We start from the raw sequence: 14,791 nt of genomic DNA, 5'->3' as shown, positions 1-14,791 counted from the left end.
CTCCATCGACGCCGTCGTGCGCCGACGAACTCGGGTTGCGTACTCCGGGTCCGTCCTTACCAGTCGCGACGGCGATGAACGGCTATGAGCGATCGATCCGACGAGGCCGCCTACACTCAGCTGACGCCCGATTCCTGGCACCAGAACGAGGGTGGCAACTACTACATCGACTGTCCGGAGTGTGGCTCCGCGGCGACGCTGATGAACGTCGTCAAACACGGCCGCTGTAACGGCTATCTCGACCGACAAGAGAGTGAGACCCAACTCGACGAGGAGCAGTTCGACTGCACTGCCAAGCTGTGGCTCGAACTCGGCTACACCTCCGACCCCGACGCGGAGATGACCGAGGACGCCGTCGGCGAATCGGCGAGCGACATCGAAACCGAGGAAGGCGTTCCAGCGGAAGGCTCGCCGCCGGGCACCGACGGTGCCGTCGACAGCGGGTAGGACGGCTTGCTCGAGAGTTGCCGTGGCGGACTCCCTTGATATAGTCTCCACTGAAACTCATTGTATACCCATCGCACGACAGCTGTACGATCGGTGCGGAAATCGTTTCATACGGATTGCTGGATTGCTGTCCTATTTATCGCCGATCGCAGATCGCTGATCACCGATCTCGTGTGGCGATCGGCGGTAATCGACTACAGTAACCCGTATCAGTCGTTACTGCAGTTCGAATCCGGATCAGTCCTCGGGCTGTCGATCGTCGATCCGAGTCGCTGGCACCCCTGCGACGGTTGCACCCGGTTCGATGTCGTCGGTGACGACCGATCCAGCGCCGACTGCTGCATCCTCGCCGATCGTGATGTCTCCAAGCAGCGTCGCGTTCGCGCCGATCTTCACGCCGTCCTCGATGGTCGGATGTCGTTTCACCGGCTCGTTCGTGTCGCCCCCGAGGGTGACGCCGTGATACATATGGACATCGTTGCCGATCTCGGCCGTCTCACCGATGACGACACCCATTCCGTGATCGATCGTCACTCGCCGCCCGATCGTCGCACCCGGATGAATCTCGACGCCCGTCAGCAGCCGAACGAGCTGGGAGAACAGCCGTGCGAGCAGCTCGAAGCCGCCGTTCCAGAGCCGATGAGCGACCCGGTGGCCCCAGACGGCGTGGACGCCCGGATAACAGAGGGCGACCTCGAGACAGCCTTTCGCCGCCGGGTCGCGATCGCACATCGTCCGTACGTCCTCACGCAGCCGTCTCAGCATGTCGTGGATTGGTTTCCGGGGCACCCGATCTAAAAGGGTTCGTTTCGCGACGCCGGCGTCGTTACTTGCCCCGGACGAGTCGGCTGCCGATTCGCTCCGGCAGATCAGCTTCCTGGACCGCGTCTCGAACGGTCTCGATGTCATACTCGACGCGATGGGTCTCGACGGTCATCGCCTCGAGATCGACCACTGCATAGCCCGCTCGCGGATCGCCGTCGCGTGGCTGGCCGACGCTGCCGGGGTTGAGGACGATCCCTTCCGCGAACTTCTCGACGCCCTGGACGTGTGTGTGACCGAGGACGAGCACGTCCTCGTCCTCGAGCAGTCGCGGCGAGAACTCCTCGGGGTAGGTGTACCGGCTGTACCGATCCGGGTCGTCCGGATGGCCGTGGACGATCTTCAGTCGCCCGTCGCACTCGAGGCGCTCTTTCGGGAGGTCCGCGAGCCACTCGAGTTGTGCCTCCGAAAGCTGCTTGCTGGCGTGTTCGACGCCGGCCTGTGCCATGCCGTTGAACCGAAACGGCGTCGTCGCGGCGACTGCCGCATCGTGGTTGCCCATCACCGCCGGGACCTCACGCTCGCGCAATTCGTCGAGGCAGTCCGCCGGCCAGGGGTTGTAGCCGACGATATCGCCCGCACAGACGAGTTCGTCGACCGACGGCATGTCCTCGAGGACGGCCTCGAGGGCGACCCGATTGCTGTGGACGTCCGAGATGAGTCCGACCTTCACGTCTGATGGTATCCATCGGATCGATATGTATCTTGGGCGAGTTACCGATGCGTCGTTTCCGTTCGACTGCTACCGGCTGACGAACGTCACTGGAGCCCGATCCTTCTCGTGGGTTCCGAAATATTTTGCTGGTGGATTGACATACTCTACGCGATGTCCGAATTGGTCCAGCGGTATGCTCCCGAGAGGCCCGCCAGCCGAACTGTTCTTGCGACCCTCGGGGCGGTGGTCGGTGTCCCGGTTGCGCTGCTTGGACCGCTCGGGCCTGGTCTTCTTCCTGGTCGTCGACTCGCCCTGGCCGTCGCCGGCTGCCTGACCCTGGGCGTCGTCCGCCAGGCCAACGCGGCTCTCGACGCGACGCCGCTTACCGAACCACGAGCGAACTCGGACACGGTCACGGACGCGGGTGCAGACAGCGGCGATTTCGAGATGCCCGTCGAAACTCTTCGCCGGCGGTATCCGGTAGGCGAACTCGAGGACGACGATTTCAACGTCGTCTCGAGGGCCTCCTCGGGAGCGAACACGCCGTGGAACAGGACCGGCTCGAGCCCGAACGGACTCTCGAGATCGAGTGACTGGTCTATCGAACCTTCTCGACTAGTCCGTCTTTGACAGACTGTATTCGAACGAAAGACATTTTTCAAACTGATGCCATTTTCGTCCGTGAAACGTCTCACGCGCCGTCACGCCCTCCAGTTCGGTAGTGTCGCCCTCGGAGCCGCGGTTGCTGGTTGTTCGTCGCTCGGAGTCGGGGCGTCCGAACCGACTCGCCTGACGGGAATACGAGTCGAGAACCGTGATCCGACGGCTCGGACCGTTCACGTATTGCTCCTCGACGGTGACGATCCCGTTTACTGGGACTCGGTCGCGGCGGATGCGTATTCGACCGACAGGGACCGTGGCGACGTGACGGAGTTCGAGGGGGTCCCGACCGAACTCGGAGCCGTCGTCGTCTATGCGTGGCGCGACGATCAGCCCAGAGACGAGTGGGAACGGTTCGACTTCGGGAGCGACGACTCCTCCTGTTTCGAACTCGTGGTCGGGATCGGGTACACTGTTGACGACGAGCGAGGCGAGATCACGATTCTGCAGACAGACGAGTATACCACAGCGAACGAGTGTGCCAGCGAAAGCTAAGAACCTGACAGTTCGTCCGGTCTTACTGTCGGCCAGTTCCGGTGCAACCGCCACCCGGCCAGTTCCGGTGCAACCGCCACCCGGCCAGTTCCGGTGCAACCGCCACCGCACGGCGGTTGTATCGGTAGATCGTACGGCGACCGGTCTCAGTTGCCGTTCTCGATCGCCGTCTCGAACCCGTCGTCGGTCAGCGCCACGCCTGCGGCACAGACCTCGTGTTCGAACTCGAGGCCGTACGCCTCCCGTGCTGCCTCCTCTGCACGTTCGGCGTCGAACTCGAACGCCTCGGGGGAGTCTTTCTCGTAGGTCGCGACCAGCCTCGGCTCCGCGACGGTCTCGACCAGCAGTGCGTCCTTGCGGACCGTTCCGATCAGCGCCTCGCCGCCGTCGTCGATCGTCGCGGCGATGCGTGGCGTGTCGTAGTCGTCTTTCTCGTAATCTAGCGCGAGGAGACTCTCCGCGAGGGCGTCGCGTGCGGGATACCCCAACTCGAGTTTCTCGGCGATCGGGTCGACGTGTGAACCGTTGCCGAACGCGGCCGTCTCGCCGGTCGGCGTCTCGACGACCCGCAGGCAGTTGTAGGAGACGTAGGGGTTGTCAGTCTCCGGCGCGTCTTCGGTAGGACCGACGGTGAGGGCCTCGTCTCGAGCGGTGATCTCGCGGTTCGGGAACGACCGGGAGGAGACGCGGTACGCGCCGACCTCCGGCCCGACGACGACGAATCGTCCGACGTACATACGCGTGGATGCGTGAGGGGAACGAAAAGCCGTGTCGATTCGTCCGTCCGACAGTTCCTGACGCGGCAACCGAGCTGTGACGACTGCGCCGACGGTCTCGAGGCGTCGTCTCGTCTGTCGAGTTCACACGGACGCGACGAGTATGTCCCTCTCCGTGGGGCACGTTCACTACCAAATCGAGGGACGCGAACCGAAAGCGATAAACTATACACGGGCGTATCACTGACTGCGCACAGTCCATTGGGGTAGTGGCCAATCCTGAAGCCTTCTGGGGGCTTCGACCCTGGTTCGAATCCAGGATGGACTACTTCTCCGCCGTTTCGTTTCGAACGACTGGACAGTTCCTTCTCCGGGTCTCCAGTTGAAACGAAGGGGTTACACCCACACCCATACTCACACCGAACCGAGCGCCGACTGTCGTTTCCGATCCCGACCGATCGAATACCCGTCTCGCCCGTCAGTTGTCGTACGCACCGTCTTTCTCGAGCTCACCTCGTTTCCGCACCACGGCTGGCGTCCGACAGATTCCGGGTGCGCCGGTCGCCTGCGGAACGGTACAGTTGTTACAGCTTTCACAGAGAACCCGCGGGTTGCTGTCGAATCCGCCTTTGTCCTTGTTCTTGCCCTTGCCCTTGCCCTCGCGATCGCGATCCCGGTCCAGAAGACGCGCCCCAAGCCGTGGCTCGGCGTAGAACGGGCGTGCCATCCCGACGGCATCGCAGGCCGGTACCGCGTCCCCGGCACCGAGCAATCGGTCCATCCGTTCGCGCTCTCGAATCCCACCTTCCGCGAGGACTGGAATCGACACCGTCTCGCGAACGCGGCGACAGAACTCCTCGTTCCAGGCCGGTTCGAAGCCGTATTGCAGCGACTCGAGCCAGTTGCCGAACGCCACCAGCCGTCGACGGACCGATCCGCCGAAGGCCGCGTCGTACGCCTCGTGGAAGCTCTCGTCGTTCCAGGCCCGGTCGGGGTACTCACCGCGGACGATGCTCATGTCCCAGACGACCGACGCCCGAACGGGAACGACGGCATCGTAGCCGATCCTCTCGAGCCGACGTGCCGTCTCGACCCCGTCCTCGAGCGAGAGGTTTCGACACACGAGGGGTGCCGGCGGCGCGGGCGTTTCGGCCGGCACCTTCGTGACAAGCGGGATGTCTCCTGCTCGGTCCCGGATTTCGTCGTGGACGACGGAGAGAAACTGCACTCGTGCTTCGGGGCTGCCGCCGAACTCGTCGTCACGCCGGTTGTAGAACGGCGAGAGAAACTGCTGGACGATCCCCATGTTCGCCCCCGAGATGTGGATGCCGTCGTAGCCGGCGTCGACGGCGTACGCCGCGGAGCGGCCGAAGTCGGCGGCGAGCTCGTACACTTCGTCGGTCGAGAGCACGTGTGGGTCGTAGGAAAGGGCTCCCAGCCGATCGAGCAGCCGCAACTGCCATGGCGGTTCCGAGACCGCCAGCTGCTCGAGGTCCGGATTCCGCCGTCGGTACTCGGCGTGCCAGGTCTCCATGCTCCGGAGACCGCCGTGCTCGAGTTGCAAGAAGAGTCGACTGCCGTGATCGTGGACCCGGTCGGTTAGCCGCGAGAGTCGAGAGACGAACGCGGGGTCGTGGACCCGGGTCATCCCCGGCGCGGCGCAACCGCCCTCGCCGCGGACGATCGTCGCTCCCTGAAAGACGAGACCGACGCCGGACTCGGCCGCCGGCTCGAGATCCGCGATCAGCGTCTCGACTGCGTCCTGTCCGTTGCCGGCACACTCGAGCAGCGGGGCGCGATACAGCCGGTTCGGGAGTCGAACGCCGCCGATCTCGAGTGGGTCCTCGAGGATGGCCATCGTGTTCGGGGTATCACGGGACGATACAAGAGCGTGCCGTCCGTCGTTCCGAACTCGTCGCGCTACCGTTCCCGACTTCCGAGGTCCGTAGACATTTCAATCCGCCTGTTCATCGTCCGGTATGGCACCGATCACGCGACTCGTGCTCGACGTACTGAAACCGCACGATCCGGGCGTCGTCACGTTTACGACCCAGCTCGCCGACCTCGAGTGTGTCGACGCGGCCACTGCAACGGTCGTCGAAGTCGACGAGACCGTCAAAACGTTGCGGGTGACGATCGAAGGCGACGACCTCGACCTCGAGTCGATCCGCGAGGAGATCCAGGACCTCAGTGCGTCGATCCACTCGATCGATCAGGTCGCGTGCGGCGATCGGACCGTCGAAGACCCCTTCTAGCGATGGCGAGCAGGCTCGATAGAATCCGACGCGTTCTGAGGAAAGACGAGGTCCGTTCTATCTCCCGGCGGTACTTCGTCGCCAACGGGTTCGACGGGACGCTGACCAGCATCGGCGTCGTCGTCGGCGCGTATCTCTCGGGCGTCGCCGACGGCTTCACCGCGATCGCCATCGGACTCGGTGCAGCGGTGGGACTGGGAACGTCCGGCGTCTGGAGCGTCTGGGAGATCGAACGCGCAGAGGCGATGGCCAAACAGGAACGGATCGAACAGGCGATGCTCACCGAACTCGAGGATACACGCGTCCAGCGGGAAAGCCGTGCTGCCCAGATCGTCCACGCGACCGCGAGCGCGTCCGGCCCGATTCTTGCGATTCTGCTGACGCTCTCGCCGCTTGCCCTCGAGGGGGTCGTCTTCACGATGTTCCAGGCGGTCGTGGCCTCTATTGTCGTCGGAATCGCGATCCTGGCGACGTTCGGGGTCTATCTCTCGACGCTGTCCAGACAGCGCTGGTACGTCGCTGCGGTTCGTATGGGTCTTGCGGGGGTCGTCGTGACGGTGATCAACATCTTCTTACCTGGGTAACGACCTCCTGTTTCTCGATCTCACCGTGCTCGAGTCGACCGCGTAATTCGTGATCGATCCAGGGTCGGTGGCCGACTCGAGCGCCCCACCTTCTTCGTCGTCTGCCTAGTTTTCCCGTCCGTTTCGGTATCGTCGCTCTAGCCCTCTTCATCTCCGTCGGCCCCGCTTGCATCCCGCTCGAGCGGTTCGATCGCCGTACCGAGAGCCTCGAGGTCGTCGCCGTCGGGGGTGGCCCACGGGACGAGGTCGCAGCCGTCGCTCGACAGCCCCGCTTCCTGGTCGACGAAAATGGCGGTCGTCATGTCGTACTCACAGCGGACGGCGTCGCCGCCTTCGGGAATCGTCATCGTCTCGCCATTGATCGACATCGCCAACTGGGCGCGCAATTCTGCGTCGGTGACCTCCTCGTTGTCGACGTGGGTCGCGAACCACTCGACGACATCGTCGTTGTCCAACTCGGCGACGAAGGTGATCTCGCGACTCGAGCGGGGTGGGATCGTCGTGTCGTGTGTCGCCTCGCGCAGTTCGATGTCGTGGGCGTCCCACTCGGCGACGAGGTGGTCGTTGAACTCCATCTCACCGGTTAGCGCCGGCGTCGCGAGCGGGTAGGCGTTGGGGTTGTAGAGCTCGTAGGTCAGGTACAGTTCGGTCCGCTTGTCGTCGACCACCCCCCACTCGGCGTCGGTATCGCGAATCTCGAGGGTCGGCTCGAGCAGGTCACGCTGGATGCCCGACCCGGTCGACACCGGCGACAGCGAGTACTCTCCTTCCTGTTCGGCCAGCGCGTCTTCGATCATCGGCTCGAGATCGGTCTCGATCTCGTCCACGTAGGTATGGGAAGGCGACCCCGAGAGCGGCCCCGGGTCGAAGTCGGCATGTGCCGTCACGTCGGCCTCGAGCGTGCTCACCTCGTCGTTCTCGACGTGGGAAACCCACCAGTCCGATAGCTGTCCGTATCGGAGGTCGGTCCGTATATCGGCCGTCGTGTTCCCCGAGGGGGCCGCGACGTCGTCGGCCGACCCCGACGCCAGGTGGACGCCGTTCAGCGCCAGATCGTACTCGAGCGCCAGGTCGTCGGGTTCGATTCCCGTCCCCGGGTTCGGGTTGTCGATCCAGACCGTCGTGAGCACCTCGATACGTTCGTCGTCGACCTCGCCCCACGCGTTGTCCTCGAGGCCGGCGTCCGGAACTCCCACCGCGCCGACGGCGTAGAGTCCGCCGAGGAGTCCGGTGGCACAGACGCCGAGCACGAAGACGATCGCGACGACCTTCTTGAGCATCGTCAAGCTACTGGCGTCGAACTACCATCTGTTTGATGGGTCGTCAACGTGGCGTTCGCCTCCAGCGGTTCCGACGATTGCTGGAAACGGTAGCTGGGACACTGTCTTCTTCCGCGACAACTGCTCTCACGCACGGCCGACCTCGAGCCATCCCCGGCCGGTCACTTCTCGACCTCGAGCAGCGCCACCCGTTCGCGGACCAGGTCGCCCAGCGAGGCGTCGGTCGCGTTCCGCTCGGCGTCGGTGATATCGAAGAACGCACACAGCCGTGTCGCGTCGGTCGACTCGAGCGTCGGCGTTCGTTCCCGCACTGCTTCGAGTTCCGCGACAGCCTCGAGTGCCTCCCGTTCGGCGTCTCGGTCACCGTCTTCGGCGTCGACCAGCACGACGGCGTCCTGTTCGCTGTCGTCGACACCCATCTCGAGGGCGCGATCGATCTGCCGGCGACCGGCAGCGTACAGCAGGATTTCGACGGCTCGGTCGCGGGCGACGTTCTCGCCGCGCTCGATCGCTCTATCGGCGAACTCGACGGCCCGCTCGAGGTGAGCCCGATCCGCGAGGTAGTCGGCGTCGAACGCCTGGATCGTCACTGCGTGGCGGTCGCCGATTTCGCCGAGCGCGGCGACGAACGAATCGAGGTCGTCGATCGTGACCGAACACTCGAGCAGTTCCATTAGAAATCCCCCAGGCTGGACTGGCTATCCTCCGGCCCCTCTGAGTCGGTTNAATCGAGGTCGTCGATCGTGACCGAACACTCGAGCAGTTCCATTAGAAATCCCCCAGGCTGGACTGGCTATCCTCCGGCCCCTCTGAGTCGGTTCGATCCGTCTCGGCCGTCGTTCGAGTGTCGGTTCCGCCTTCGGTCCTGCTCTCCCTCGGATTCGCTGTGTCCCCGCTTGCCGGCTCGACGCCGTCCATCGACGGGTCCTCGCGGCCGGCGTTCTCGAGGATGTTCTCGGCCGTTTTCTGCCCTTTCAGTGCGTCGAGGACGACGCCTTTGTTCGCCGAACGCAGGTCCGCCGGCTCCTCGATGCCGCGCTCGTAGAGGCGACGAGCACGCTTTCGGCCGACGCCGCCGACGCTGACGAGTTCGAGTAACTCTTCGCCGACGCCGTGTTCGACGCGAGCACGCGCCTCGCGGACGGCGACGGTCCACTCGCTGTCGATCTCCTGGGCCAGCGACTCGGCGGCTCCGAGCAGCCACTCGGCGGTGTCGACCTTCCCGCGGAGGTCGCCAGGTCCGATCTCGTATCGCTCGGTGATGCGTTCCTCGTCGTCCTCCTGGGCCCAGTCCTCGAGGAGTTTGCCGGTCTTCAGCGCGGCCAGCCAGTCCTCGAACCGCTCTTCTTCGAACTCGCTTGGAGCGTCGCCCAGCAGTTCGGCCTCGCGCTTGTAGTAGAGTTCGCCGAACTGCTCGTCCTCGCCCGACCGGAGGTAGAGTTCGTACATGTCGGGAGTTCGGGAGACGAGTTGGTACAGCCCGAGTGCCGTGGGCCGTTCGTCCGCACTCTCGAGACCGTGGACGATCTCGGCGGCGCTCATCGGATCGAGATAGAGCCGCGAGACGGTGTGGCCGAGGCTGGTCGCCTCGAGTTCGTCGGCCTCGTCCTCGTCACGTTGTGCTGCGAGGTCCGCCGCGGAGGTAAACGAGCCGGCGTCGGCGTCGTCGGTATCGCCGGTCGTCCCGCCCGACCGGTCGATGAAGTCGTTGCGCTCGAGATAGGCCAGTACGTCGTCTGTCACGGCCGTGAGTCGGCCCGACTCGCTCGACTGGCTCGCGTAGAGGGTCGCCTCGAGGAACTCGAGCAGTCCCTCTCGCGTGCGGGCGAAGCCGGAGGCGATCGTCGCGAGCACGTGGGTCCGCAGGGCGGGCTCGGCGGCGAGTTTCGACCGCACGGGCTCGGGATCGGCCCAGACGTAGCGGTCGAACAGCTCCTCGCTTTCGTCGTGGCTCTTCGCGAGGAGGACGGCCTCACCGTAGGGGTCGAGCCCCGGACGGCCCGCACGGCCCATCATCTGGTGGACCTCGAGGACGTCCAGCGGTGCCATCCCACCTGCCGAGGGGTCGAACCGCCGCCAGTCGCGGACGATCACCCGCCGGGCGGGCGTGTTGACGCCCGCCGCGAGGGTCGGCGTCGCGGAGATGACCTTCAGTAGTCGGTCGCGGAAGGCGTCCTCGACGAGCGACCGCTGGGTACTCGAGAGGCCGGCGTGGTGGAACGCGGAGCCACGCTCGACGCAGTCGGCCAGGTCCGTACTCGTCTCGCTGTCGCTGTCGTTCCGGATATCTTCGGCCAGGTCGGCGAGTTCCGCGCGTTCCTCCGCGGTGAGTTCTTCCCTCGAGACCTGCCCGAGTCGACGGGCTGCGGCCTCCGCGTTCCGCCGGGAGTTGACGAACACGAGCGACGAGCCGTCCTCCTGGAGGATATCGCGGACGAGCGCGGCCTCCTGTTTCTCCGAACCCTCGACGGGCACTTCCCGGGTCGAGCCGTCGTCGAAGTTCAGGGCGTTGCCGTAGTGGACGCCCATCTCGAGGTCGATCGGCCGCCAGTCGGTGTCGATCAATTCGGCGTCGAGCCAGTCGGCGATTTCGTCGGCGTTGCCGACCGTCGCCGACAGCGCGACCTGTTGCATGCCGGGGTTCAGTCGTCGGAGTTTCGCGAGCGTCACCTCGAGGGTCGGCCCGCGCTCGCGGTCGTCGATCAGGTGAACCTCGTCGCTGACGACGCAGGTGAGGTCCGAGAGCCAGTCCGCGCCGTTGCGCACGAGGGAGTCGACCTTCTCGCTTGTGGCGACCACGATGTCCTTCGTGGCGAGCCAGTCGCTGGTCGACTCGTAGTTGCCGGTCGCGACGCCGGTCGTCACGCCGAACTCCTCGTAGGCTTCGAACTCCTCCTTTTTCTCGCTGGCCAGGGCCCGCAGGGGAACGATGTAGAGTGCCGTCCCGCCCCGTTCGACCGCCGACAGCATCGAGAGGGCGGCGATCATCGTCTTTCCGCTGGCGGTCGGCACCGCGGCGACGAGGTTCTCGCCCTCGAGGGCTCCGGCGTCGACGGCCTCGGCCTGTGGTGGGTAGAGTTCCTCGATCCCCTCCTCGCGGAAGTGATCGATCGCCCCGGGCGGGAGCCCCGACAGCTCCTCGACGTTCATTACCCGCGCTTGGCGCGTCCAGTGGTTTAAACTGTCGTCTCCGCTCCGTCCACCTGGTGTGATTCCGACCCCTGGTCCGCGTGCCCGGCGATAGACCGATACCAGTGGCAGNCTTCTAGTCTAGTTAAAGTGACTATTTTAGACGCTAGTGACTACACCGCGATAGGTCGGAGCTAATTTCGAAAGCGTGCAACGGGCTATGTGGCTGAACTTCGTTCCCTTCGACGTATCTATTGCCCGCAGGTGACCGAGTACGACGGCGACAAGACCGCGTTCGTCGACCGCCTCCGCAACTCGCTGAAGCGCTCGATCGAGGATGGCGACCTCACGTACGAGGATCTCGTTGACTTCCTCCGTGACGAGTTCGAGTCCAACGGGCCTGAACGAGCCACCACTTGCATCCGCCACACACTCGAGGGTTTCACGATCTCACCGTGCGCTGGCTACAAGGACAGCCAGGCAGTCCGTGAACGCTGGATCAGCTCGGAGCTCTACCAGGCGCTGCAGTACGAACTCGCGGATCTCCCGTACGAGATCACGCAGGAGGCAACGTTCGGCCGGAGTAGCATCGACCTCCTCATCACCCATGCCCACGACGATCGGAACTATCTTATCGAAGTCAAACTCGCCGGCAACTACAATAGCCGCGAACGATTGCTCTCCCAACTCCGCAAGTACCGGAAGAAGGTGCCGTACCTCCGCCGGTCGTTCGTGTTCATGGTCGCCGAACGCGAGCGCGATCTTCCCGAGAACAAGGCGTCCGTCAAGCACGCCATCCAAGAAGCCGAAGACGAACCACAAACCGAAGTCATCGTGAAACCGCCAACAGGACTCGAGTACAGTGCTGGGTAGCGTGAATGCGACCCTATCAGTCCCATTGATTACGGTCTCCCAATTCCCTCTGAAGTATAGTCAGGTTCGAGATATTTAGTGAGGAAGATCTACGAGAAGCGGTAAATCAGCACGGGTTCATTACGATTGATTTTCATTGGTTGGGTCGTGAGGCATTAGCCACCGTGAGATCGGCCCGGGGGNATCTACGAGAAGCGGTAAATCAGCACGGGTTCATTACGATTGATTTTCATTGGTTGGGTCGTGAGGCATTAGCCACCGTGAGATCGGCCCGGGGGTCATTCGGTGGCGTGTTCGAAACATTGCCCATTCAAGTATGGTTTTTGGTATGATAAACAAGAGTAGGGCTCGGATTTCAGCACCGGTTTCCATACCAATATTTCCGTGGTAAATAATGGGGGAAGTGGTTATTACAATTATCGTCCCGAGGAACGCGATAGTTAGGAACCAATATANCCTGCATTTGACGGTATCTCTGCAACCGTTGCTCCTGTGAAGTGTTCTATATTTTTGTTTACGAATAGGGAAACTAGTATTAGCTGAAAGATACATAAGGCTAGTCCTACAAAGATCGCTTCTGTAGTAGCAGCACTGGAAAGTGTTGTGATGTATTCACCGATTGGTCGGTCGAACCGGCCACCATCAATTTGGGGAGTTGGGTTTGCATAGTCAANAGCAGCACTGGAAAGTGTTGTGATGTATTCACCGATTGGTCGGTCGAACCGGCCACCATCAATTTGGGGAGTTGGGTTTGCATAGTCAATGAGGAGAGTACCAGACAGAGCCCAGAATGTGCCTCCAAAGAAAACTCCTCCAGTAGTGTATTTTGTATTCTTATAATAGATTGGTGGTATATATTTAGTTGGTTGGACAGACCCGGGGCGGTTGGAAACAAGTGGAATTGAAACTGTGAGCGGTGTATTCTCTTCATCTTCATGGGCAGGAGATGCAAAAAGGCAAGCAACTGAATACAAAACAATAAATCCAATCATTTCTAACCAGTAGGCAAATAACACTTCTTGAGTACTAAAATCAAAAATGAGTAGCCCAATCGGAAGGATATTAATCAATACGACCAGGACAAACTTCATATATCCTAAATAGGGGGTGGGGAACAATAAAGGCGTCTATCTGGAAGAATTAGGTGCCGACGCAGCCACTAGCGTTCCCGTTGTAGCATTCTTCTGGATCGATCGTAACACTGGCCCCGACTCCTTTGCATACCTGGCAGTCAATACGATCCCAGCCATCACACGCGTCAGTAGTACAGACATCAAAGTTCAGTTCAATATCTAACGTGGTTCCTACCCCCCAGGAGATATCCACACAGGGTTCAAATTCGAGTGGGACAGCTGGGTGGGTTCGGGCCCTGCCACACCAACCATCTTCTTCGCTTTGAGATATTTCTGCACCCCATAGTTCAAAGTCAGTAGCACCGATACTAACGGTGAAATCAATTGAGACCGAAGTTTCTGTACTGGACTGATTAACACGGATTCCACCAGATACTTCGAAGCTATACCCACCTAAGGAATCTGGAAGACTGGTCTCGTATAGGGTTACATAAAGAGTATCGGACCAACCATGCGTTGTAGGACGTTCTGAGAGGGGGAGGGCGTTCTGATTTTTCCCAGACAGAATCCTAATATCGTCCCGTTTTTCACCGGTGTCCGGGTCATACGCCTCAATTTGAGTCTTTTCCACTATTTCCTCAGGGATTTTTAATTCACCCTCATCATTATGCCATTCTTCTTCATCAAATTCTTCTGGATCAAAGTCGCCTTTTTCATAATCTTCGGTGGCCGCTGCATTACCGCTATAACCCACCAAGGCGGAGCTAAGTCCAGCAGTTGCTAAAATTGCTTTGCGCCGGGGGATGTTTGTATCATCCTGGCCCATACAATCCAAGAATTCGATGACAGGATAAAATATTTTCCCTTATACAATATATTCTAGCCAACACTCCCCCTCCATCATGAATATCTAGAAGAAATATCTATTGGTCGAAATGGCGAGAAAAGCAATTAGGAAACTCTTCAACCCAAATATTATGGTAACAATATACAATTATACCAGCTGCATCAGTGTAAATATTGTTTTGTTGAATAGCTGCTGAATGAGGGTTAGAGTGGCTCACAGAGCTTTTCTATGTTGATGATGGCGAACATGAGGACGATTTCACGGAACTGTCGATACCAGCCCAGCGCTCGCACGGCATCGCCGAGCGAGCGCTTCGCCGTCGAGTACGAAGTTTCCGCCATCCAGCGCTGAGCGTAGCCTTTTGTCCGGATGAGCGCATTATTCCCTGTCGTGAGTGATCTTGATTCACGCTGTAAGATCAGTGGTTCGACACCGAGTGCGTAGAACTCGTATTTGGTGTGCCAGTTGTGGAAGGCTTTGTCAGCCGCCACGGAAAGNGTCAAGAACTGCGAGAGACTCTACATCGGTTAATGTGGTCACTTTCAGTGTCTGGACGCTATTCCCGGATCTCTGACGGTAGTACGATGAAGCAGCGCGTCGATCAAAGAACGTACTGTCGAGAGCGACGTGCCCAGACTGCGGGTGTTGCTGCGCTGAAACGCGCAGCAACGCCCGCCACACCCACATTTTCAGCCGATCGAACGACTTGTAAATCGTGCTGTAATCCNGTTGCTGCGCTGAAACGCGCAGCAACGCCCGCCACACCCACATTTTCAGCCGATCGAACGACTTGTAAATCGTGCTGTAATCCGGCAGCTCGTCCTGATCGAGGGCAAGTACGTCACGAACCTCAGACATGTACTTCAGCCGGTTCGGCGTTTCACGGTAGCTATGGCCCTCTTCGAGCCGAAAACAGTGCAAAACGACGTGTACCCAGCGGGCGAACCCGCCGCTG

The 14,791-nt window shown here is 61.2% G+C and carries 15 protein-coding genes, 1 tRNA gene and 1 pseudogene; 7 read left to right on the top strand and 10 right to left on the bottom strand.

The genetic code is table 11. From position 1 onward, the window contains the following. Positions 1–84: 84 nt before the first annotated feature. On the top strand, positions 85–447 hold the full coding sequence (locus C446_RS06550) for a hypothetical protein (RefSeq protein WP_006672292.1): 363 nt from the start codon (positions 85–87) through the stop codon (positions 445–447). Between the two features lie 237 nt (positions 448–684). Here the strand turns inward: C446_RS06550 and cysE are convergent, their stop codons facing one another. Next, positions 685–1,212, bottom strand: a complete 528-nt coding sequence (cysE, locus tag C446_RS06545; protein ID WP_006672291.1) for a serine O-acetyltransferase — start codon at positions 1,210–1,212, stop codon at positions 685–687. 61 nt (positions 1,213–1,273) lie between these two features. After that, on the bottom strand, positions 1,274–1,942 hold the full coding sequence (locus tag C446_RS06540) for a metallophosphoesterase family protein (protein WP_006672290.1): 669 nt from the start codon (positions 1,940–1,942) through the stop codon (positions 1,274–1,276). 153 nt (positions 1,943–2,095) lie between these two features. Between C446_RS06540 and C446_RS19505 the strand changes: the two genes are divergently transcribed. Further along, positions 2,096–2,554 (top strand): hypothetical protein, encoded by a 459-nt coding sequence (locus tag C446_RS19505; RefSeq protein WP_239639471.1) that lies wholly within the window; start codon positions 2,096–2,098, stop codon positions 2,552–2,554. A gap of 213 nt (positions 2,555–2,767) precedes the next feature. Continuing rightward, a complete protein-coding gene (locus C446_RS06530) occupies positions 2,768–3,079 on the top strand; it encodes a hypothetical protein (protein ID WP_152419388.1) in 312 nt (103 codons plus the stop codon). A 146-nt stretch (positions 3,080–3,225) separates the two neighbouring features. On the opposite strand, the gene C446_RS06525 is transcribed toward C446_RS06530, so the two are convergent. Next, the gene (locus C446_RS06525) at positions 3,226–3,816 is read right to left on the bottom strand and encodes an IMP cyclohydrolase (RefSeq protein WP_006672287.1); all 591 of its coding nucleotides are present in this window, start codon (positions 3,814–3,816) and stop codon (positions 3,226–3,228) included. Between the two features lie 234 nt (positions 3,817–4,050). Here C446_RS06525 and C446_RS06520 point away from each other — a divergent pair. After that, a tRNA-Gln gene (locus C446_RS06520) sits at positions 4,051–4,123 on the top strand. A gap of 150 nt (positions 4,124–4,273) precedes the next feature. Here the strand turns inward: C446_RS06520 and C446_RS06515 are convergent. After that, positions 4,274–5,653, bottom strand: a complete 1,380-nt coding sequence (locus C446_RS06515; protein ID WP_006672286.1) for an oxidoreductase — start codon at positions 5,651–5,653, stop codon at positions 4,274–4,276. 121 nt (positions 5,654–5,774) lie between these two features. On the opposite strand from C446_RS06515, the gene C446_RS06510 reads away from it, so the two are divergent. Next, positions 5,775–6,050, top strand: a complete 276-nt coding sequence (locus C446_RS06510) for a DUF211 domain-containing protein (RefSeq protein WP_006672285.1) — start codon at positions 5,775–5,777, stop codon at positions 6,048–6,050. 2 nt (positions 6,051–6,052) lie between these two features. After that, complete coding sequence (locus C446_RS06505) at positions 6,053–6,634, top strand: VIT1/CCC1 transporter family protein (RefSeq protein ID WP_006672284.1); 582 nt, start codon at positions 6,053–6,055, stop codon at positions 6,632–6,634. Positions 6,635–6,771: 137 nt separating this feature from the next. On the opposite strand, the gene C446_RS06500 is transcribed toward C446_RS06505, so the two are convergent. From C446_RS06500 to C446_RS06490, 3 genes are all read right to left on the bottom strand, one after another. Continuing rightward, positions 6,772–7,914, bottom strand: a complete 1,143-nt coding sequence (locus C446_RS06500) for a hypothetical protein (protein WP_006672283.1) — start codon at positions 7,912–7,914, stop codon at positions 6,772–6,774. Between the two features lie 161 nt (positions 7,915–8,075). Beyond that, positions 8,076–8,588 (bottom strand): KEOPS complex subunit Cgi121, encoded by a 513-nt coding sequence (gene cgi121 / locus C446_RS06495; protein ID WP_006672282.1) that lies wholly within the window; start codon positions 8,586–8,588, stop codon positions 8,076–8,078. Positions 8,589–8,682: 94 nt separating this feature from the next. Further along, on the bottom strand, positions 8,683–11,064 hold the full coding sequence (locus C446_RS06490) for an ATP-dependent DNA helicase (protein WP_006672281.1): 2,382 nt from the start codon (positions 11,062–11,064) through the stop codon (positions 8,683–8,685). Positions 11,065–11,307: 243 nt separating this feature from the next. Here C446_RS06490 and C446_RS06485 point away from each other — a divergent pair, with 243 nt between their 5' ends. Next, positions 11,308–11,916 (top strand): hypothetical protein, encoded by a 609-nt coding sequence (locus C446_RS06485; protein WP_006672280.1) that lies wholly within the window; start codon positions 11,308–11,310, stop codon positions 11,914–11,916. Positions 11,917–12,356: 440 nt separating this feature from the next. On the opposite strand, the gene C446_RS19930 is transcribed toward C446_RS06485, so the two are convergent. The 3 genes and pseudogenes from C446_RS19930 to C446_RS06480 form a co-directional block, all read right to left on the bottom strand. Further along, positions 12,357–13,007: a DUF6498-containing protein gene (locus tag C446_RS19930; protein WP_152419387.1), complete on the bottom strand. Its 651-nt coding sequence runs from the start codon at positions 13,005–13,007 to the stop codon at positions 12,357–12,359. A gap of 49 nt (positions 13,008–13,056) precedes the next feature. Further along, the gene (locus C446_RS18620; protein ID WP_152419386.1) at positions 13,057–13,815 is read right to left on the bottom strand and encodes a hypothetical protein; all 759 of its coding nucleotides are present in this window, start codon (positions 13,813–13,815) and stop codon (positions 13,057–13,059) included. 224 nt (positions 13,816–14,039) lie between these two features. Next, a pseudogene (locus tag C446_RS06480) lies at positions 14,040–14,791 on the bottom strand (hypothetical protein); the annotation flags it as partial.

This window comes from Halobiforma nitratireducens JCM 10879, from assembly GCF_000337895.1.
In the GTDB taxonomy this organism is placed as follows: domain Archaea; phylum Halobacteriota; class Halobacteria; order Halobacteriales; family Natrialbaceae; genus Natronobacterium; species Natronobacterium nitratireducens.
The sequence above is the reverse complement of the archived record's forward strand: the minus strand, read 5'-3'. Positions and strand labels throughout refer to the sequence as shown.